This is a genomic window from Arthrobacter sp. NPDC097144 (assembly GCF_044762205.1).
GTDB lineage: Bacteria > Actinomycetota > Actinomycetes > Actinomycetales > Micrococcaceae > Arthrobacter_B.
The window spans coordinates 705,265-723,660 of sequence record NZ_JBIWDW010000001.1; the positions used below are offsets into that span (position 1 = coordinate 705,265).

Annotated in this window: 19 protein-coding genes; 3 read left to right on the forward strand and 16 right to left on the reverse strand. The window is 65.6% G+C overall.

All coding sequences use genetic code 11. The annotated features are described in order from the left end of the window. Nucleotides 1-135: 135 nt before the first annotated feature. Nucleotides 136-1,305 carry a GDSL-type esterase/lipase family protein gene (locus ACIQXM_RS03270; RefSeq protein WP_400927491.1) on the reverse strand — a complete coding sequence of 390 codons (1,170 nt, stop codon included), beginning with the start codon at nucleotides 1,303-1,305 and terminating at the stop codon, nucleotides 136-138. A gap of 130 nt (nucleotides 1,306-1,435) precedes the next feature. Then, nucleotides 1,436-2,260 (reverse strand): helix-turn-helix domain-containing protein, encoded by an 825-nt coding sequence (locus tag ACIQXM_RS03275; RefSeq protein WP_400927494.1) that lies wholly within the window; start codon nucleotides 2,258-2,260, stop codon nucleotides 1,436-1,438. Between the two features lie 88 nt (nucleotides 2,261-2,348). Between ACIQXM_RS03275 and ACIQXM_RS03280 the strand changes: the two genes are divergently transcribed. Then, the gene (locus ACIQXM_RS03280) at nucleotides 2,349-2,900 is read left to right on the forward strand and encodes a VOC family protein (RefSeq protein WP_400927497.1); all 552 of its coding nucleotides are present in this window, start codon (nucleotides 2,349-2,351) and stop codon (nucleotides 2,898-2,900) included. Between the two features lie 27 nt (nucleotides 2,901-2,927). Here ACIQXM_RS03280 and ACIQXM_RS03285 read toward each other — a convergent pair whose 3' ends face one another. From ACIQXM_RS03285 to ACIQXM_RS03330, 10 genes are all read right to left on the reverse strand, one after another. Further along, nucleotides 2,928-3,344 carry a VOC family protein gene (locus ACIQXM_RS03285; protein ID WP_400927500.1) on the reverse strand — a complete coding sequence of 139 codons (417 nt, stop codon included), beginning with the start codon at nucleotides 3,342-3,344 and terminating at the stop codon, nucleotides 2,928-2,930. Between the two features lie 133 nt (nucleotides 3,345-3,477). Beyond that, nucleotides 3,478-4,440 (reverse strand): AEC family transporter, encoded by a 963-nt coding sequence (locus ACIQXM_RS03290; RefSeq protein ID WP_400927502.1) that lies wholly within the window; start codon nucleotides 4,438-4,440, stop codon nucleotides 3,478-3,480. A gap of 167 nt (nucleotides 4,441-4,607) precedes the next feature. Beyond that, nucleotides 4,608-4,943: a DUF202 domain-containing protein gene (locus ACIQXM_RS03295; protein WP_400927505.1), complete on the reverse strand. Its 336-nt coding sequence runs from the start codon at nucleotides 4,941-4,943 to the stop codon at nucleotides 4,608-4,610. Continuing rightward, nucleotides 4,943-5,317: a YidH family protein gene (locus ACIQXM_RS03300; RefSeq protein WP_400927507.1), complete on the reverse strand. Its 375-nt coding sequence runs from the start codon at nucleotides 5,315-5,317 to the stop codon at nucleotides 4,943-4,945. Before ACIQXM_RS03300 ends, ACIQXM_RS03295 begins: the two co-directional genes overlap by 1 nt. A 107-nt stretch (nucleotides 5,318-5,424) precedes the next feature. Next, nucleotides 5,425-6,630 carry a multiple monosaccharide ABC transporter permease gene (gene mmsB / locus ACIQXM_RS03305; protein ID WP_400927509.1) on the reverse strand — a complete coding sequence of 402 codons (1,206 nt, stop codon included), beginning with the start codon at nucleotides 6,628-6,630 and terminating at the stop codon, nucleotides 5,425-5,427. Continuing rightward, nucleotides 6,627-8,174 carry a multiple monosaccharide ABC transporter ATP-binding protein gene (gene mmsA / locus ACIQXM_RS03310; protein WP_400927512.1) on the reverse strand — a complete coding sequence of 516 codons (1,548 nt, stop codon included), beginning with the start codon at nucleotides 8,172-8,174 and terminating at the stop codon, nucleotides 6,627-6,629. The genes mmsB and mmsA overlap by 4 nt, the downstream gene beginning before the upstream one ends. Nucleotides 8,175-8,243: 69 nt before the next feature. Then, complete coding sequence (chvE, locus tag ACIQXM_RS03315) at nucleotides 8,244-9,365, reverse strand: multiple monosaccharide ABC transporter substrate-binding protein (protein ID WP_400927514.1); 1,122 nt, start codon at nucleotides 9,363-9,365, stop codon at nucleotides 8,244-8,246. Between the two features lie 377 nt (nucleotides 9,366-9,742). Beyond that, on the reverse strand, nucleotides 9,743-10,534 hold the full coding sequence (locus ACIQXM_RS03320) for a glucose 1-dehydrogenase (RefSeq protein ID WP_400927517.1): 792 nt from the start codon (nucleotides 10,532-10,534) through the stop codon (nucleotides 9,743-9,745). 263 nt (nucleotides 10,535-10,797) lie between these two features. Further along, nucleotides 10,798-11,190 (reverse strand): hypothetical protein, encoded by a 393-nt coding sequence (locus ACIQXM_RS03325; protein WP_400927519.1) that lies wholly within the window; start codon nucleotides 11,188-11,190, stop codon nucleotides 10,798-10,800. 179 nt (nucleotides 11,191-11,369) lie between these two features. Next, nucleotides 11,370-12,557 (reverse strand): ROK family protein, encoded by a 1,188-nt coding sequence (locus tag ACIQXM_RS03330; RefSeq protein ID WP_400927752.1) that lies wholly within the window; start codon nucleotides 12,555-12,557, stop codon nucleotides 11,370-11,372. 129 nt (nucleotides 12,558-12,686) lie between these two features. Between ACIQXM_RS03330 and ACIQXM_RS03335 the strand changes: the two genes are divergently transcribed. Beyond that, nucleotides 12,687-13,844: a Gfo/Idh/MocA family protein gene (locus tag ACIQXM_RS03335; protein WP_400927522.1), complete on the forward strand. Its 1,158-nt coding sequence runs from the start codon at nucleotides 12,687-12,689 to the stop codon at nucleotides 13,842-13,844. Between the two features lie 36 nt (nucleotides 13,845-13,880). On the opposite strand, the gene ACIQXM_RS03340 is transcribed toward ACIQXM_RS03335, so the two are convergent. Then, the gene (locus ACIQXM_RS03340) at nucleotides 13,881-14,270 is read right to left on the reverse strand and encodes a VOC family protein (protein WP_400927525.1); all 390 of its coding nucleotides are present in this window, start codon (nucleotides 14,268-14,270) and stop codon (nucleotides 13,881-13,883) included. A gap of 129 nt (nucleotides 14,271-14,399) precedes the next feature. Between ACIQXM_RS03340 and ACIQXM_RS03345 the strand changes: the two genes are divergently transcribed. Next, nucleotides 14,400-14,837 (forward strand): nitroreductase family deazaflavin-dependent oxidoreductase, encoded by a 438-nt coding sequence (locus tag ACIQXM_RS03345; protein WP_400927527.1) that lies wholly within the window; start codon nucleotides 14,400-14,402, stop codon nucleotides 14,835-14,837. On the opposite strand, the gene ACIQXM_RS03350 is transcribed toward ACIQXM_RS03345, so the two are convergent. The 3 genes from ACIQXM_RS03350 to ACIQXM_RS03360 form a co-directional block, all read right to left on the reverse strand. Then, nucleotides 14,838-16,307: an amidase gene (locus ACIQXM_RS03350; protein ID WP_400927530.1), complete on the reverse strand. Its 1,470-nt coding sequence runs from the start codon at nucleotides 16,305-16,307 to the stop codon at nucleotides 14,838-14,840. Between the two features lie 2 nt (nucleotides 16,308-16,309). Then, the gene (locus ACIQXM_RS03355; protein WP_400927533.1) at nucleotides 16,310-17,575 is read right to left on the reverse strand and encodes an amidohydrolase; all 1,266 of its coding nucleotides are present in this window, start codon (nucleotides 17,573-17,575) and stop codon (nucleotides 16,310-16,312) included. Between the two features lie 91 nt (nucleotides 17,576-17,666). Continuing rightward, complete coding sequence (locus tag ACIQXM_RS03360; RefSeq protein ID WP_400927536.1) at nucleotides 17,667-18,392, reverse strand: hypothetical protein; 726 nt, start codon at nucleotides 18,390-18,392, stop codon at nucleotides 17,667-17,669. Nucleotides 18,393-18,396: the final 4 nt, after the last annotated feature.

Consider the following 18,396-nt stretch of genomic DNA (forward strand, 5'->3'; position numbering starts at 1 on the left):
CATATAAATAAAAAAAAAATATGCCAAACGTAAAGCAATATATTTGGTAAATTTAGGCGTATTTTTTATTTGATGTTGGGGGGGGGGGGGCGGGCTTACCCCCGCCCCCACCCCTCCTTTCTTGTCTGACTTCGCCTACCTCATAACCCGTTTGGCGGCCTGCCCAAACGGCCCCTCACCCGCAAACGCATACTTGGCAAACCGTTCCCCGATCAGCCGGTGCGTGGCGCTGTCCGGGTGGAGCGCGTCCGGCAGCGGATGCTCGTCGGCATCGGCCGCACCGAACAGTTCAGTACCGTCCAGGTAGTACAGGTTCGCGTCCTCGGACCGCCGCTCCACCAGGGACGCGAGCGCCTCACGGATCACCCGCAGCGTCAGCTGGCCGGCGGCCACGCCCGCCGGCGACCCGGTGGCAATGAACTTCACCTGGTCCGTGGCGAACGACGCCGGATCAAACGCACCCGGCCCCGGAGTGTCCTCATGGATTCCGCAGAAAATGGGCGACACGAGCAGCAGCGGCGTCTCCGGATGCCCCTCACGGATGGTGTCCAGGAACCCGTGCACCGCGGGCACAAAAGCCCGCAGCCGCATCGCATCCAGGTTCACCACGTTGATGCCCAGCTTCACGCTGATGATGTTGGCTGGGGTATCGCGCATCACCTGGGCGGTGAAGGGGTCGACGACGGCGCTTCCGCCCAGGCCCAGATTGTGCAGTTCCACGCCGCCCAGCTGCGCCGCCACGGCGGGCCAGATGCCCGACGGCGTTGCCGCGTTGGATCCGTGGCTGATGGAGCTGCCGTGGTGCAGCCAGACCGGCCGGTCCGGGCGGTGCGCCTGAACCGGCGCGTCGCTGCGCAGTTCCACCAGCTCCACCGACTCGTTGTGCGGCAGCCAGATTTCCACCAGCTTGGACCCGGCCGGCAGCCGGGGAAATCCACTGGTGTGCGAGGGTCCCTCCACCTGACGGGCGGCCCCGGTGGACATGTTCACTTCGGTGTACGAGCCGCCGGTGAGTTCGTCGCTGTGCACCAGTTCGCCGTCGGCCATCAGGTCCACGTGGCCGCGCGGCCGGTCGGCCCCGAGGTAGACCACCCGGGTGGGATGGATGACGAGTTCCAGCTGCTCCGCCGTCGTCGAGAAGGCCAGCCGGACGCTGGAAGGCTGCGACTCGGCCATCAGCAGCTGCGGGTCCGGGAAACGCATGCGCACCGGGGCGGGCAGGCGGTGCGGCCGCAGTCCCCGCGGAGTTGTTTCGAGTTCCGCGGCCCCGTGAACGAGCTCGGGAGCAATGGCAGTGGAAACCATGGTGCCTTTCATGAGGGGTCAGTGGATTGCAGACAGGCAACATTAGTGCATCCGGCCGCCCGGCCTTTCCGGCAGGGAACAGAGAGCTGCGGAGCCGGCAGGGAACCTGGCAGCGGAACTGGCGGGAGGACTATGACCCGCCTGCGGACCGCCGGTAACTGCTGGCCGTGAAGCCAAGGACCTCCCGGAACGCCGCCGCCAGATGCGCATGATCGGCGTAGCCCAGTTCCGCAGCGATGTCCGCAATCGGAGTTTCCGGATTCAGCCGCACCCGTTCCGCCGCCTCCTGCAACCGGTACCGGCGGATCATGGCCAGCGGAGGCAGTCCCACATGCCGCCGGGCCAGTCTCTGCACCGTCCGGACCGAGATCCCCAGCAGCTCGGCACCCTGATCCACCCGGAGCAGTGACGTGTCCGCCTGGATCACGTCCTCCAGCCGGTTGGCCAGCAAAGCATCGGCGCCGGGGGCCCGGACATTGTCTTCCAACCAACGGGCTGCCGCCGCCACCGCGTCAGCACGACGGCGGGACGCGCCGCCATCGTCGTCGCGGGCTTTGCTGTCGGGTTCGTCGTCCGCCGATATGGCTGCTGAGACAGCAGCCAGCAGCTCCGGAGCCTCGAACGGGATTTCGGTATCACGAAGGCTCCCCGGGTCCTGGACGAACACCGGCACCGCCGCCGGACGCAGCAGCATCCCCACCGCCCAGCCCCGTCCGGACAAATCACGGAAGGAACGCCGGGTCGCCGGGCCGGACAGCGTGACGCCGTCGGGCTGGACCACGAGGTTCAGCGCCGGAAAGGGAAGGATTTCCTGCCGGGACACCCGGCCCGGTGCCAGGTTCCACTCCGGAATCCAGAACCAGCGCACCCGGTCCGCGAGCTCCTCCGCCGGAAGAATACGGTGGAAGACGGGCAGCCGCGCCGGGTACAGCGTGCCGCGCCACTGCTCCTCCACCGCTCCCCTTCCATCGCTGTTGCTGCCCGATTTATACCTGTCGCGAATCTTCAAGCCCGGCCCCGGGGACGCTGCCTACGCTGGCACCATGACTACAACAAACAGCCCCAGTTCAAGCCCAAGCTCCGCTTCACATACCCCGGCCTCCCCTAAGGCCGGCGTCTCCGGTGACCACACCTCCGCGGGCATTCCGCACGGCGTCACCACACTGACCCCGTTCCTGGCCGTCCCGGATGCCCGGGCCGCCATCGACTTCTACAGCGATGTCTTTGGCGCCCGGACGGTGGACGTCACCGAGATGGGAGGCGTGGTGGTGCACGCCGATTTGGACTTCGGCAACGGCCGGCTGCAGTTGGGAGAACCGAACCCCCAGTACGGCCTGGTTCCGATGCCCGTCGGAGACGAGGACTGCTATTCGATGGGACTCTACTGCGCCAATGTCGATGAAACGGTCGCCAGGGCCGAGGCCGCCGGTGCAACCATCCGTGAACCGCTGAGCACGTTTGTGTCCGGAGACCGGTTCGCGAGCATCCGCGACCCGTTCGGCGTCCGCTGGTCCATCATGAGCCGGGTCGAGGACCTGTCCGAGGAGGAAAGCGCCCGCCGTGTCGCCGAATGGGCGGCCGAGCAATCCGGGTAGGAGCCGGTCGGGTGAGGAACAATCCGGCTAGGAATCCTGTCCTTCGATGCTGATCATCCAGCTGGTGCCGAACTTGTCATTCAGCATGCCGAACACATCGCCCCAGGGTGCCTTTTCCAGGGGCAGCGTCATCTGGCCGCCGTCGAGCAGCTTGTCCCAGTAGCCGCGCAGCTCTTCGCCGTCGTCACCGCTCAGGGAAATCGAGTAGCTGCTGCCCTCGTCCAGGTTCATGCTGGCCGGTGTGTCCGAGCCCATCAGGACAAACCCCTTGTCCGTCTTCAGGGACGCGTGCATGATCTTGTTCGCCTCGGCGGGGTCTTCGGCCATGTTCATGTCACCGAAGGTGCTGCTTTCCAGTGTTCCGCCGAATACGCTCTGGTAGAACTCCATCGCCTCCCGGGCATTGTCCCGGAAGCTGAGGTAGGGATTCATGGTGCTGGACATGGTGATCTCCTTCAAACATGTGGGATCCCGGACGGGCCGGGGCGTTTTCGTACGCCGCCAGAGTAGGCGCTCGGCCCGTGCGGACGGAAGAGAAAACGCTTAGCGGCTGGTTTCGGGCGAGGCGGCTGGCGGTTCAGCCCAGGAAGACCACGGCCACCACCGGAATGGTCACCAGGGCCAGAATGGAGCTAAGCACAATGTTGGCGGCCGTTGCTTCGGCATTGTCGGTCTCGGCCTGCGCCAGGATAAAGCCCGACGCCGAGGTGGGCATCGCGGCCAGCAGCACCAGCACCTGGTACCAGTCGGAAGGAAGCCCGGGCAGCAGACCGGCGATGAGAACGGTGATCACCGGAAAAACAATCAGCTTCCCCAGTGACGCGCCGATCACCGGAGCGAAGGACAGGTGCCCCGAGCGCAGCGACGTCACGGTGCGCCGGAGCGTCAGCCCGATCGCGAACAGCGCCACCGGGGCGGCGGCCGCGGCAAGCAGGTTGGTGGTGTCCGCTATCGGTCCGGGCAGCGGCACGTCGATTGCCGCAACGAGCAGCCCGGCGGCGATGCCCCACACCACGGGGTTCTTCAGGATGGCCTTGTCCGCGGCGGTCCGGATCTTTGCCCCGAATGACCCTTCTGTTTTCGCAGCGGCCAGCAGCGGAAACAAGATGGGATAGAGCAGCATGAAAAAGAGGTTGTGCGTCAGCTGGCCGATGCCGGCGGCGAGCCCTGCGTCGGACCCCACTATTCCGAGAATGACGGGGACGCCGAGGTAGGCGACGTTGCCGAAGCTGGAACCCAGCGCGTACTGCACCGCCGCCGGGCGGTCCTGCCGGAACAGGAACCGGGAGGCCAGGATGCTCAGCGCGGAGAACAGTGCGCAGGCGGCCACGATAATCAGGGGAAACTGCAGTGGAACTCCCTCGCTGATTTTGGCTTCGGCCACCACTTTGAACAGCAGCGCAGGCAGCGCAATGTAGAACACGAAGGCGCTGATGGCAGGTTCCGCGCCGGCACCGAATTTTGCCGAACGGCTGGCCAGATAGCCAATGAGCATAATCAGGAACAGCGGCAGAATGCTGAACAGGACAGTGGTTAGCACAGCACTCCCGTGCCTGCTGCTCCGATTTTCATGCCCGTTCCCCGCTCTGTTGTGCCGCTTCCGAGACAGCCCGGCCCGCCCGGGCCGGCCGGGCCGGCCCAACCGCTCGATCAATAAATTTCAGGATACAGAAACGGGATCTCACCTTGTGAAACAAGACGAACGGGTCAGGCGGTCAGGAGGACGCCCAGGCCCAGCAGGCCGATCAGCAGGACTGATCCGCTGAGCCAGCAGACGGACCCGACGTCGGCGTGGAATCGTTCGCCGGCAATCCCGCGGACCCGTACGGAATAGCGGCGGCGCTGGGTGAAGTAAATGGCCAGGGCCACCACGCCCGCGGCGGCGACCAGCACCAGAATCCAGGGACCGTAGTGCGGGAGCCAGCGCAGGAACACCAGTGCGGCGGTGAAGAGGGCCAGCACCGTGCGGCCCCAGGACAGCACGGTGCGCTCGGGCTGCAGACCGGGATCCTCATGCCTGGGGACCGGCTCCTGGTCACGCATCAGCCCAGGATAATCAGGGCGACTATGACCCCAGCCGTAACAGCCCCGGCCAGCCCCAGGAACGGAACAATGAGCGGCAGCGGCAACGGCCGTCCATGCCGCATGCTGGATTCAATGGCCACCCACCGTACGGCAGCCCCGGCACTGAGCAGCATCCCGGTCAGCACCAGAAGGATGGCCAGCACTTTGCGCAACGGTTCCGGAAACGCCTCGAGAGCGAACGCCTCCAAAGCCAGTCCGCCGGCGAGGAAGGCCAGGGAGGTGCGGATCCAGGCGAGGAAGGTGCGCTCATTGGCCAGCGTGAACCGGGGATCGGGCTCTGTTCCACCGGGAAGCACTTTGCGCGCGAGCCATCCGCGTTCCTGCTCGGTCATTGTTTTCCTGAGGACTGCATTCTGTCCATGGTAGTGACCCGCCCCATGCAAACGGCGGCCGGGTCCCCAGGGAACCGGCCGCCGTCGTCGTTCCGCAATAAATAGACTTAGCGCGCGCTCTTGCGCCGGCTGAAGCCGAAGGCCACCGCTGCCAGCAGCACGAGGCCCTTGATGATCTGCTGCCAGGCGGCATCCACGGACAGGATGGACAGGCCCTGGTTCAGCACGCCCATCACCAGGCCGCCGATCACGGCGCCAATCACGGTGCCCACGCCGCCCTGGACGGAGGCGCCGCCGATGAACACGGCAGCAATCGCATCCAGCTCAAAGCCGGTGCCGGCCGAGGCCACCGCTCCCCCGGCGCGGGCCGTGCTGACCACGCCGGCCAGACCGGCGAGGAAGCCCATGTTCACGAAGATGAAGAAGTTCACCCAGGTGGTCTTCACGCCGGACATCATGGCCGCGTTCAGGTTCCCGCCCATGGCGTAGATGTGCCGGCCGAACACGGTGCGGCTGAGCATGAACGAGTAGGCCAGCACCAGCACCGCCAGCACAATGAGGATGATCGGCGTGCCGCGGTTGTAGGCAAGCAAATAGCACAAGTACATGATGGCCACCACGGCCACGCCGATCTTGAACACGAAGGACACGGTCCGCTCCCGCGGCAGGCCGAGCCGGCGCAGATCCGCGCGGCCCTTGAGCTGCTGGACCACCAGTGCGATCGAGGCAATCGCGCCGATCCCGAGGGTGACCAGGTCAGGGGATCCGGTGGAGGGAAGGGTCCCGGAGCCGATGGCGTTGAACGGCCGCGGCAGGCCGCTGACCGTTCCGCCGGTGAGCAGCACCAGCGCCACGCCGCGGAAGACCAGCATTCCGGCGAGGGTGACAATGAACGCGGGTATCCCCACGAACGCCACCCAAAAGCCCTGCCAGGCACCGATCAGTGCGCCCACCACAAGGGAGAGGACGACGGCGGCCCACCAGGGCAGGCCCCAGCTGTTCATGGACAGCGCGGCCACGGCGCCCACCGTGGCGACCACCGATCCCACGGAGAGGTCGATGTGCCCGGCAATAATCACCATGACCATGCCGATGGCCAGAATCAGCACATAGGCATTCTGCTGGATGAGGTTGGAGACGTTTCCGGGATAAAGCAGCCGTCCGCCGGTAAGGATCTGGAACAGCACAATGATGACAACAAGCGCGGCGAGTATGCCGTACTGCCGGAGATCAACGCGGCGGCGTCTTTTGGCCGGCGCCGTCCCGCGCGGCGGAAGCGGTGCCTTCGCCTGTTCTGGGGTGGTGGTGCTCACGAGGCTTGTGCTCCTAGGGTCCGGGCGGCGGTCATGTGGCGCATCAGTTCTTCCTGGGTCGCTTCGGCGCGGGGCACCTCGGCGGTGAGCCGGCCTTCGGCGATGGTGTAGATGCGGTCCGAGAGCCCGATCAGTTCGGGCAGTTCGGACGAGATGACGATGACGGCTTTGCCCGCCGCTGCCAGTTCGTTGATGATTCCGTAAATTTCAAATTTGGCGCCGACGTCGATTCCGCGCGTCGGCTCATCGAGGATCAGCACATCGGGACCGGAATAGATCCATTTGCTGAGCACGACTTTCTGCTGGTTTCCGCCGGAAAGGTTCCCCACGACGGAGGACACCGTGGGCGTCTTGATGTTCATCTGCTTCCGGTAGTCATCCGCGACGGAATATTCGCGGTGCCGGTCGATGATGCCCAGCTTTGCGAGTTTGCGCAGCGCGGATGCTGAAACGTTCACCGTGATGCTTCCAATGAGGTTCAGCCCGTAGCGCTTGCGGTCCTCGCTGACGTAGGCGATGCCGTTGCGGATGGCTTCGCTGACGGTGCGGGTGCGGATTTCCGTGCCGTCCTTGAAGACGCGTCCGGAGATCCCGGATCCGTAGGAGCGACCGAAGATGCTCATCGCCAGTTCGGTGCGCCCGGCGCCCATGAGTCCGGCGAAACCCACGATTTCCCCGGCATGGACATTGAAGGAAGCGTTGTCGACGACGACGCGGTCCACGTCGATTGGGTGGTGCACCGTCCAGTCCTCCACCCGGAACTTCTCTTCGCCGATCTGCGGCTCCCGGTCCGGGAACTGGCTGTCCAGGGGCCGGCCGACCATGGCGCGGATGATCCGGGTTTCAATGTCGGCGGTATCAGCCACCGGGAAGGTCTCGATGGTTTGGCCGTCGCGGATCACCGTCACGTTGTCCGCGATGGCGCGGATTTCGTTGAGTTTGTGCGAGATGACGATCGAGGTGATGCCCTGGTCCCGGAGCTGGTCGATCAGCCCGAGGAGGTGGGCCGAATCGCCGTCGTTCAGGGCCGCGGTGGGCTCATCCAGGATGAGGATCTTCACTTCCTTGGACAGTGCCTTGGCGATTTCCACCAGCTGCTGCTTGCCCACGCCCAGCTCGAGGACTTTCGTGGCCGGGTTTTCCTGCAGCCCCACGCGCTCCAGCAGCGCCTTTGCCTGCAGGTTGGTCTGGTTCCAGTCGATCACTCCGCCGCGGGAGACCTCGTTGCCCAGGAAAATGTTCTCCGCGATGGACAGGAACGGGCTGAGCGCCAGTTCCTGGTGGATGATCACGATCCCGTCCCGCTCGCTGTCATTGATCGAGCCGTAGGACACCGGCTTGCCCTCAAGCGTGATGGTTCCCGCGAAGCTGCCGTGGGGGTACACCCCGCTGAGCACCTTCATCAGGGTGGATTTACCGGCACCGTTTTCGCCGCAGACGGCGTGCACTTCACCGCGTTCCACGGCCACCGAGACGCCGTCGAGCGCTTTGATGCCGTTGAATTCCTTGACGATGCCGTCCATGGAGAGGATGACGTCATTCATGCCGTTCTCGTTTCGATACAGGGTCAGCGGGGCGCGGACCTGCCGCGCCCCGCTGTTCCGGAAGGTAGGTCAGAGCCCGATGTCGTCAGCGCTGACAAAGCCCGAGTCGACGAGCGTGGTCTGCACATCCGGCTTGGTCACCACAACCGGATCCAGGATGTAAGTGGGGACCACCTTCACGCCGTTGTCGTAGGTCTCGGTGTCGTTGACCTCGACGTCGTTGCCGGCCACCAGTGCGTCAATCATGGTTTCCACCTGCGCACCCAGTTCGCGGGTGTCCTTCCAGACGGTCATGGACTGGCGGTCGGCCAGCAGCGCCTTGATGTTCGCGACGTCGGCGTCCTGTCCGGTGATCAGCGGCCAGTCGGTGCCGGGCTTGTATCCGGCGCCGTCCAGCGAGGCCTCGATACCCAGCGCCAGGCTGTCATTGGGCGAGAGCACGACGTCGACCTGGTCACCGCCGGTGTAGAAGGACTGCAGGCGGTTGTCCATTTCAGCCTGGGCATCGGCGGACTGCCAGCCGAGGATGCCAATGGAGGTCCACTGATCGTTGCTGGCCGGAGACTTGCCGGACGGCACCACCAGCTGGCCCTTCTCGACGTAGGGAAGCAGGACGTCCCAGGCGCCGCTGAAGAAGAAGCCGGCGTTGTTGTCGTCCGGGCTGCCGGCGAACGGCTCAAGGTTGTACGGGCCCTTGCCGTCGGCCAGGGCGAGCTGCTCTTCGAGGAATTCGCCCTGCAGCTGGCCCACCTTGTAGTTGTCAAAGGTGGCGTAGTAGTCAACTGCGTCGGTGCCGTTGATCAGGCGGTCATAAGCGATGACGGTGACGCCCTGATCCTTGGCGCTCTCCAGGGTGGGGCCCAGGGTCTTGCCGTCAATGGCGGCCACCACGAGGATCTTCGCTCCGCCGGCGACCTGGTTCTGGATCTGGCTGATCTGCTGATCTGTCTTGTCATCGGCGTACTGCAGGTCCACGTCGCAGTCCTTGGCTTCGAGCTTTTCCTTCAGGCCCTCGCCGTCGTTGATCCAGCGCTCCAGGCTGCGGGTCGGCATCGAGATGCCTACGTTGCACTCGACGGCGGAGTCGCCGTCCTCCGAGGCGTCATTGGAACCGGCGGGTGCACATGCCGACATGCCGGCGGCCAGCCCAAGGGCAAGAAAGAGGGTTGAAACATGCTTGATACGGGTCATGGTTGAGCCTTTTGAAAAGGATCCTGCCACTGCTTCTTCGCCTCTGAAGCGGCCGGATCGGACGGATACAACGCTGTAACGCCACTGCCAACGGGAACCCCGCCGACTTATTTGCAGGCCAAGACAACATATGCCAGTGCAGGGGCCGGAACAAGAGGTTTCGCTATCTTTATGCAAACGCAACATCTTCCCGCCGCCCGTCCGCATCTTTCCCGTCCATCCGGCGCCCCGGTACATCCTTCGGACGCCGGGCGGCTCCGGTGCCGGCGAACAAAAAACGGCACCTGCCGGGCGCGAGGCCCGGCAGGTGCCGGAGGGGGAACAACCAGGCGGAGGCAGCGATTCGAGCTGCTGTTTACCGCCTGTTGTGTTGCTTGTCAGTACTTGATGGACTGTCCGCCGTCGATGGGCAGCACGGCGGCGTTCACGTATGAAGCATCGTCCGACAGGAGGAAGGCGACAACGGAGGCAATCTCCGGCGCTTCCCCGTAGCGCTTGGTCGGGTTGACCTGAATGAACTCCTCAGCGGCCTTGCGCGGGTTCTCAGCGTCCAGCTGCAGCATGGAGTTCTCAACCATGGGGGTCCAGATGGCACCCGGAGCAATGGCGTTGATGCGGATGCCGTACTGGCCGTATTCGATAGCCGAGTTGCGGGTCAGCCCCACGACGCCGTGCTTGGCAGCTGCGTATCCGGACTGGTTGCCGATGCCGGTGATGCCTCCGACGCTGGCCGTGTTGACCACCATTCCGGATCCTTGTTCGCGCATGACCTTGAGGACCTTCTCCAGGCCAAGGAACACGCCGCGGAGGTTGATGGCAACGACCTTGTCGAACTCGTCGGCGGTGAAGTTCTCGGTGAGGTTCTGCCGCCCCTCGATGCCCGCGTTGTTAAAGAAACCATCGATGCGGCCAAAGCGCTCCATCGTTGCCGCAACGTAAGAATCGACGTCGGCTTCCTTCGAGACGTCTGCGAGGGTGCTCAGGATCTCGGCTTCGGGAACGGCTTCCAGGACTACTTTCACGGTCTCGTCGAGGCCTGCCTGGGAGATGTCGACGAGCGCCAGTTTTGCGCCTTCGGAGGCAAGGCGGAGAGCGGCGGCGCGGCCGAGGCCGGAACCTCCGCCCGTAATGAGGATGACGCGATCGGTAAAGCGGGCGGTGCTGGTCATGGCTGCGATACTCCTGCCTGGGGTGTTGGAGGGCTTGGGTCAATCAGGGCTTCCAAGTCCAACTTCATGCATTTGCATGAACATTTTCAGGCTATACCCCGACCGACCAAACACCCAATTCCCGGCCAGGGCAGGGTCCCATGAAGAATTCCCCCGCCCCAGGGCCGACGTCGTCACCAGGGATGAGCAGTACCCGCAGCCGAACAAGTGAACAAATGGCCGGCGAAAGTGAAGGCCTGATCAGCTAACGGCGGGACCGGCGGCTACTTCGGCGTCGGCTGTCCGCGGACTGCGGACCACTCATCATTCACCGACGCATCCGCCAGCGGTTCCCAGCCGTTATCCTCCATCAGGGAGACCACGGTGTCGCGGTTGAGGTCGCGCTCCTGGCCTTCGACTCCCGAGGGGTAGCAAACCCACAGCACTCCGCCGGGCTCCACCGCGTCTGCGGCAGAGGACAGGTCGTGCGCCAGGTCCGCGGCCGAACCGGCAAACAGCAGAACGACGTCGGCCGGCATCAGAGAGCCCCTCGCAGCGATGTTCGCCTGGGCAGGCAGGAGCTCGGCAACCTCCGGACGGTCCTGCGCGCCGTAGACCGTGACACGGTTTTCCGGTGAGATTCCGAAGATTCGGGCGGCAGATGAGTCGGATGACATGTGGCGGAGCTCCATTCCAAGGGCGTGAGACTGTGTTTGATAAAAGGTACCCGGCGGCACACCGACCGCCGGACCTTCCATTCTTTCAGGTTCCAGCAGCGCCAGGATGATGCACCGTCTCACCGACCCCGCGCGCCGCAGCAGCGCGCCTGCAATGGGATAAGTGCGGTAGGTGCGCGCTAAACCCCCGCCGCCAGCATGGCGTCGATGCTCTCCGGTGACAGGGCATGCTGGATTGCCAGCATGCCCGCCCCCACCATTCCGGCGTCGAGCCCCGAGGCGGACTGCACAATCTGCAGGTGCTGCGTTGCCAGCGGCATGCTGCGTGAGTAGATGACCTCCCGCACCCCGGCAATGAAGTGCTCCCCGGTCAAGGCCATGGATCCGCCGATGACGATCACCGCCGGGTTCATCATGCTCAGGCAGGCGGAGAGGACATCGCCCACGTCCCGCCCGGCCTGCCGAACCACCTGCACCGCTTCAGAGTCGCCCTGCTGCACCAGATCCACCACGTCGAGGCTGTCCTTGGCAGCCCGTCCCAGCGCCTGGAGCTTCAGCGCCACGGCCGGACCCGATGCCACCGCTTCCAGGCATCCGTGGTTTCCGCAGCGGCAGGGCAGGTCCTCTCCGCGGGGCCCCCGGATGTGCCCGATGTCCCCGGCCACTCCGTCCGCGCCGCGCAGCAGCGTTCCGTTGGAGATGATGCCGGCACCAATACCCGTGGCCACCTTCACGAAGATCAGGTCCTGGACTCCGGACCAGGCCAGCTCGCGCTCCCCCACGGACATCACGTTGACGTCGTTGTCCACCAGCACCGGGACCTCAAAGTGCTCCTGCAGATAACCGGGGACATCAAAACCGTTCCAGCCGGGCATGATTGGCGGATTGATCGGCCGGCCGGTGGTGTGTTCCACCGGGCCCGGAACGCCGACGCCGATCGCGAGCAGGTCCGCCGCGGACCGGCCGGCCCGCTTCAGCAGCTCATCCCCCACTTCCGCTACGGCGTTCAGCACCGCTTCCGGACCGTCGGTGACCCGCACGTTCCGGGAGCCGTCCTGCAGGCGGATGCCGCCCAGGTCGGTGAGTCCCACGCGCAGGTGCGAGGCGCCGATATCCACGCCCAGCACCACTTTGGTTTCGGTGCGCAGCGCAAAGCGCGACGACGGCCGCCCGCCGGTGGAGACGGCGTCGTCCACCGGCGCCACCAGCCCCAGTGCCATCAGCGCTTCCACCCGCAGGGCGATGGTGGAGCGGGCAACACCGAGCACATCCGCGAGTTCGGTGCGGGTCCGCGGCCTGCCGTCGCGGAGCAGCTGGAACAGCTCGCTGGTCCCGGAGACGGCGGGCAGGGGCTTCCGAGTATCGATCACCGTGTCATTCAAACACAGCGGCAGGGTCCTTATGTCGACCGGCAGCACAATCCCGGCATTCCATCGTCGAAAACTGTTAGGGTGACCGCAAGCACACCCCGCCCCCGGCTGACGCAAGGAGAAAACATGACCACGGAAAAGCCGCTGCGGATAGCCATGGTGGGCCACGGATGCATGGGGGCTGCGCATTCGCAGGGCTGGCGGGTGGCTCCCCGGTTCTTCGACCTGCCACTGCGCCCGGAAATGGCGTTGCTGGTGGGCCGCGATGCTTCCCGCACAGAGGCTTCCGCGCAGCAATGGGGCTGGGCCGAGGTTTCCACCGACTGGCGGGAGGCCGTCACCCGGGAGGATATCGACGTCGTCGACATTGTCACTCCGGGTGCCTCCCACGCGGAGATCGCCGTTGCCGCGCTGGAGGCCGGCAAGCATGTGCTCTGCGAGAAGCCGCTGGCGAACACCGTGGAGGAAGCCCGTGCCATGGCCGACGCCGCCGAGCGCGCTGCCGGCCGCGGTGTCCGCGCGATGACGGGCTTCACCTACCGGCGGCTGCCGGCCACCACCCACGCACGGAATCTGGTGGCTGACGGCGCCATCGGCACGGTGCGCCAGGTCCGCGCCCGCTATCTGCAGGACTGGCTGGTGGATGCTGATGCTCCCATGTCCTGGCGGCTGCAGCAGGAGCACGCCGGATCCGGTGCGCTCGGCGACCTGGGCGCGCACATCGTGGACCTGGCCCAGTACGTCACCGGCCATCACCTGACCGAGGTCAGCGGCACCCTGCAGACCCTGGTTCCCACCCGTCCCCTTCCGGGGAACGACGGCGGTGCCGCCGAACGCGCGTCCGTCACGGTGGATGACGCCGCCCTGTTCACCGGCCGCTTCGACGACGGCGTCCTGGGCACCTTCGAGGCCAGCCGCATGGCCACCGGCAGCAAGAACGCCCTGCAGCTCGAGATTTCCGGCAGCCTCGGCGCCCTCCGCTTTGACCTGGAAAACCTGAACTACCTGGACTTCTATGACACGGCGGCCGCCCCGGACCGCCAGGGCTTTACCCGGATCATGGTGACCGAACCGGAGCATCCCTACGTTTCGGCCTGGTGGCCCGCCGGGCACTCACTGGGCTACGAGCACGGCTTTGTCCACCAGGCCAAGGACCTGGTGGAGGCGATTGCGGCCGGAACCCAGCCCGCGCCGTCGTTCGCTGACGGCCTGCAGGTGCAGGAAGTGCTCGGAGCCGTATCCCGCAGCGCGGACAAGGCAGGCAGCTGGACGCCCGTCCGCTAAACGCTGCCCGCTGGCCCGGAACTACTCGGCCCGGAACTACTGGGCCAGCGGCGAGAGGACTTCCACCCGGTTGTTGAAGGGGTCGCGGCAATGGAACCGCTCATAGCCTTCAAAGGTGTGCCGTTCCTGCCAGGACACCTCGAACCCGCGGGATTCGATCCGTGCGCCCAGCTGTTCGAGTTCTTCGGCGGATGCCACCACCAGCGCGGGGTGGGCTTTCTGGGCCGGAACAAAGGGTGAGTCGACGCCCAGATGGATTTCAGCCACGACGCTGTCGCCCTCGAAGGCCCGGAACCAGCAGCCGCCCCGGCCGGCCAGCGACGGCGGTTTGGGAACCTCGGTCAGTCCCAGCGCTTCGGCGTAGAAGCTGCGCGCCTGGTCCTCTCCGTCTTTCGGGATCGAGACCTGAACATGATGTAGCCGCATTGTTCCCCCGGGATTCGTGCTTTCTGAAGTGCTTTGGCGTGTGTCGCGGCAGCTAAGGCCGCGGCAGCAATCATCATGGCACAGCAAGGCTTACTGGACCTTGCCCCGGCAAAGCGGTTGACTGTGCCTATGCCTCTTACCGGTGAATACGCCCCCAGTGCCAGCAAGTTCGCCCGCCAGCAGGCGGAACTGATTGAAAGCTCCGGCGGAACGGAGGGCACCACCCTCAACGGCCGCCCCGTCATCCTGCTGACGACAGTCGGTGCCAAGTCCGGAAAGCTGCGCAAGACGCCGCTGATGCGGGTGGAGCACGACGGCGACTACGCCGTCGTCGCCTCCCTGGGCGGCGCCCCCAAGCATCCCGTCTGGTACTTCAATATCCTGGCCAACCCGCACGTGGAACTGCAGGACGGTCCGCAGAAGTGGGACATGCGCGCCCGGGAAATCAGCGGCGAGGAGAAGGCTGCCTGGTGGGAGCGCGCCGTGGCCGCCTATCCCCCGTACGCGGACTACCAGGCCAAAACGGACCGGGAGATTCCGGTGTTTGTCCTGGAGCGCATGGAGTAATCAGCCCATGCCCGCCCCGTCCCCAGTCGTCAGGGCAGGGGCCCGGCGGGCATATCCGGTGGCCTGTTCAAAGGCCGCCGCCACCTGAAGCAGCTGGAAGTCCTCCCCGTGGTTCATCACCATCTGCAGCCCCACGGGAAGCCCGTCAACGCTGAATCCCGCAGGCATGGACAGCGCCGGCAGCCCGGTGGCTGATATGACGCAGGCCGAGCGCATCCAGTCCAGGTACGTGGGAAGTGCTTCGCCGTTGATGGTCTCCGGGTAGCGCAGCATCGCGTCGAAGGGCAGCACCTGTGCCGCAGGTGCCAGCAGCACATCGTAGCCGCCAAAGAATTCATGGACCTTCAGTGCCAGCCGGGTGCGCGCGGCCGCGGTGTCCGCGATGTCCTGGCCCGTCAAGACCCTGCCCTGCTCCACGTTCCAGCGGATTTCCGGCTTGATCAGCTCCGCGTGGTCCCGGACCAGATCTCCCAGAGAGTGCACAAACTCCAGTGCCCGCACGTTGCGGAACACCAGGTCTGCATCGCGCAGGTCGGGGCAGGCCTGTTCCACGCTGGCCCCGAGCTCCTCGAAGATTCCAAGCTGGGCTTCCAAGACGGCCAGCACCTGCTTGTCCACCGGGATGCCCAGGCCGAAATCCGGGGTCCAGGCGATTTTCAGCCCGGTCAGGTCCCTCTGCAGCGGCTGGGCGAAGGTTTCCGGCGGAATGGAGGGCAGGACTTCCGGCCCGGGACGTTGTCCTGCCACTGCGGTCAGCATCAGCGCAATGTCCGCCACGTCCCGTGCCATCGGCCCGCTGCGCGCAAGCCAGCTCCACAGATCGGAGGACGGCCAGGTGGGCACCACTCCTGCGGAAGGCCGGAAACCCACCACATTGCAGAACGACGCCGGGATCCGCAGCGAACCGCCCATGTCGCTGCCGTCGCTGATCGCCTGGATGCGCGCGCCCAGGGCGGCCGCCGCCCCGCCGCTGCTGCCGCCGGCGCTGAGCTCGGGGGCATACGGGTTGGTGGTTGTGCCGAAGACGTCGTTGAAGGTGTGTGAACCGGCGGCGAACTCGGGGACATTGGACTTACCCGTGGTCACCGCCCCCGCAGCCTTCAGCCGCGCAATGATCAAATCATCGGCATCGGGAACAAAGTCCCGGAACAGGACGGACCCCTGCGTGGTGCGCATCCCCCGCGTGTTGTGGGTGTCCTTGTGCGTCATCGGCAACCCGTGCAGCGGCGGCAAACTGTCCGCCGCTGAGGCTCCCGCGGCGGCGGTGCGCTCGTCGGCAGCGGCCGCCAGCGCCTGGGCGCCCTCCGGATCCAGCGTGACCACCGCATTGATCCGGCAGTTCACTGCCGATATCTGCTGCAGATGCGCGTCCAGGGCTTCGCGGGCTGACAGTTCCCTGGCCCTGATGGCACCGGTCAGCTCGACGGCGGACATGGCCTGGATGGCTTCGGCTGACGGTGAGATCCCCATGCTCACGCCCGTCCGTCCGCAGCCAGCCGCGTGCCGATGGCGGCGAGCGCAGCTGCCAGTCCGGTGCTCAGGGTCGGCTCCAGCTCGGGAGCGAATTCCGGGGAATGGTTTCCTGCCACCGCCTCTCCGGCGTCGATCCTTTCGGCACTGGTGGAACCGAACATCCAGTAGACGGAAGGAACCCCGATGGCGTCCGCCAGCAGGCCGAAGTCTTCGCTGCCCATCACCGGCGGAACCACACTGACGTTGTCCTCGCCCAGCGCCGCGCGCAGCTCGGCCAGCACCTCGGCGGTGGCCTCCGGATCGTTGTAGCAGCGCGGGAAGCTGGAGATTTCCTCGATCAGCGGCTCCGGGGCGTTGGAGGCTGCGGCCTCCGCAGCGATGATCCGCCGCAGGGCGGCCAGCACCTGTTCCCGGATGGCCGGTTCGAAGGTGCGCACGTTCACGGTGAACTCGGCGCTGCCGGGAATGATGTTCTCCTTCAGCCCGCCGTGGAAGGTGCCGATGGTGATCACGGCGGAGTCCCGCGCCGGGACTTCCCTCGAGAGGATGGTTTGGATCCGGACAATCATGTGCGCGCCCAGCACGATCGGATCTATGGACTTCTCCGGCTGCGAGCCGTGCGCCTGCTTGCCGATGACGGTGATCTTCCAGGAGTCCGCCATGGCCATGGCCGTGCCGCTGCTGATCTCCAGCCCGCCGGCAACGCCGGGCCAGACATGCTGTCCGTAGATCACTTCGGGCTTCGGCGCCTTGTTCCACAGGCAGTCAGCGACCATGGCCTGTGCTCCGGCGGCGGTCTCCTCGCCGGGCTGGAAGATGAACACCACGGTTCCGGACCAGGCATCGGTGCTGCGGGCCAGCAGTTCGGCACTGGCCAGGGCCACGGACATGTGGGTGTCATGGCCGCAGCCGTGCATCACCGGAACCGCTGTGCCGTCCTCCAGGGTGCCGGTGGCAGTGCTGGCAAAGTCCAGGCCGGTGTTCTCGACGATGGGCAGCCCGTCGGTGTCCGCACGGAATCCCACCACCGGTCCGTCCCCGTTGCGCAGGACGCCGACGACGCCGGTTCCCCCGCAGGTGAACGCGTCAAGCCCCAGCTCCTGCAGCCGCTGCAGCAAAAACGCTGCCGTGTCCGATTCCTGCATGGACAGTTCAGGGTTGGCGTGCAGGTGGCGGTACGTGTCATGCATTTTCTGCTGGTCAGCGGCGGTATAGCTGTAGGCGGAGAGGATGGCCGGTGCTGCGGTTGCGGTAGTGGTGTTCATGGAATGAACCTTTCAGTTGCGGGCGTGGCCCGGAGGAGTGAGGACGCCGGCGTGCGGCGGTGCACGCCGGCGTCGTTGTGGTTAGGCGGTGCTAGTTGACCAGTTCGGCCTTGCCGGCGGCGGCGTTGCGGTCCCGGACGAACCAGGCCAGCACTGCGGTCACCAGCACGCTGACACCGGTGGCCAGCTTGGCCAGGGCCGGCACAAGCGGGACCAGGACGAAGACGACCAGCAGTGCAACGCCCACGGCCACAAAGGTGATGCGCGGCTGCTTGGCAGAGACCACCAGCTGCACGATTACGGCGCCGATGATGGCCGGAAAGATGTAGATCCGGGTGACCTCCATGACCTCCAGCGGAATCAGGCTCAGCAGCCAGGTGCCCAGCAGGCCCACGAAGAAGAGCATGGACAGCACGTGCACCATGGCGGCGCCGCAGATGGCCATGATGGCGGAGAAGTCGGCTTTCTTGGTACCGGATTTTGCGCCGATGGTGGCCTGGGCAACCATCGCGGCTGGCAGCAGCTTGTTGGCCAGGTTGCCGATCATGAACGCCTGGTACATGGCGGCCGGTCCCAGCACCGGGTAGTAGGTGATGGGTTCAACGAACCAGAGGACAAAGAATGAGGCCCCCACGGCGAGGGCTGCGGTAAGCACCATGGTGCCGGTGACGCCGAGGTCTGCGAAGAACACCAGGTAGGCGGGCCCGGCGAGGGACAGCAGCAGGGCCGCGATCATCGTCAGCTGGCCCCAGCGGGAGGTGGTCCGGTCGAATTCGGCGAGTGCGGAGGCGTTGGTGCTCGTGGCGGTGGTGGACATAAGC

What these genes read in the sequence shown, in the direction of transcription:
- ACIQXM_RS03270 (WP_400927491.1), bottom strand. Translation starts at nt 1,305, where the DNA reads ATGGTTTCCACTGCCATTGCTCCCGAGCTCGTTCACGGGGCCGCGGAA.
- ACIQXM_RS03280 (WP_400927497.1), top strand. Translation starts at nt 2,349, where the DNA reads ATGACTACAACAAACAGCCCCAGTTCAAGCCCAAGCTCCGCTTCACAT.
- ACIQXM_RS03285 (WP_400927500.1), bottom strand. Translation starts at nt 3,344, where the DNA reads ATGTCCAGCACCATGAATCCCTACCTCAGCTTCCGGGACAATGCCCGG.
- ACIQXM_RS03295 (WP_400927505.1), bottom strand. Translation starts at nt 4,943, where the DNA reads ATGCGTGACCAGGAGCCGGTCCCCAGGCATGAGGATCCCGGTCTGCAG.
- ACIQXM_RS03300 (WP_400927507.1), bottom strand. Translation starts at nt 5,317, where the DNA reads ATGACCGAGCAGGAACGCGGATGGCTCGCGCGCAAAGTGCTTCCCGGT.
- mmsA (WP_400927512.1), bottom strand. Translation starts at nt 8,174, where the DNA reads ATGAATGACGTCATCCTCTCCATGGACGGCATCGTCAAGGAATTCAAC.
- chvE (WP_400927514.1), bottom strand. Translation starts at nt 9,365, where the DNA reads ATGACCCGTATCAAGCATGTTTCAACCCTCTTTCTTGCCCTTGGGCTG.
- ACIQXM_RS03320 (WP_400927517.1), bottom strand. Translation starts at nt 10,534, where the DNA reads ATGACCAGCACCGCCCGCTTTACCGATCGCGTCATCCTCATTACGGGC.
- ACIQXM_RS03325 (WP_400927519.1), bottom strand. Translation starts at nt 11,190, where the DNA reads ATGTCATCCGACTCATCTGCCGCCCGAATCTTCGGAATCTCACCGGAA.
- ACIQXM_RS03335 (WP_400927522.1), top strand. Translation starts at nt 12,687, where the DNA reads ATGACCACGGAAAAGCCGCTGCGGATAGCCATGGTGGGCCACGGATGC.
- ACIQXM_RS03340 (WP_400927525.1), bottom strand. Translation starts at nt 14,270, where the DNA reads ATGCGGCTACATCATGTTCAGGTCTCGATCCCGAAAGACGGAGAGGAC.
- ACIQXM_RS03345 (WP_400927527.1), top strand. Translation starts at nt 14,400, where the DNA reads ATGCCTCTTACCGGTGAATACGCCCCCAGTGCCAGCAAGTTCGCCCGC.
- ACIQXM_RS03350 (WP_400927530.1), bottom strand. Translation starts at nt 16,307, where the DNA reads ATGGGGATCTCACCGTCAGCCGAAGCCATCCAGGCCATGTCCGCCGTC.
- ACIQXM_RS03355 (WP_400927533.1), bottom strand. Translation starts at nt 17,575, where the DNA reads ATGAACACCACTACCGCAACCGCAGCACCGGCCATCCTCTCCGCCTAC.
- ACIQXM_RS03360 (WP_400927536.1), bottom strand. Translation starts at nt 18,392, where the DNA reads ATGTCCACCACCGCCACGAGCACCAACGCCTCCGCACTCGCCGAATTC.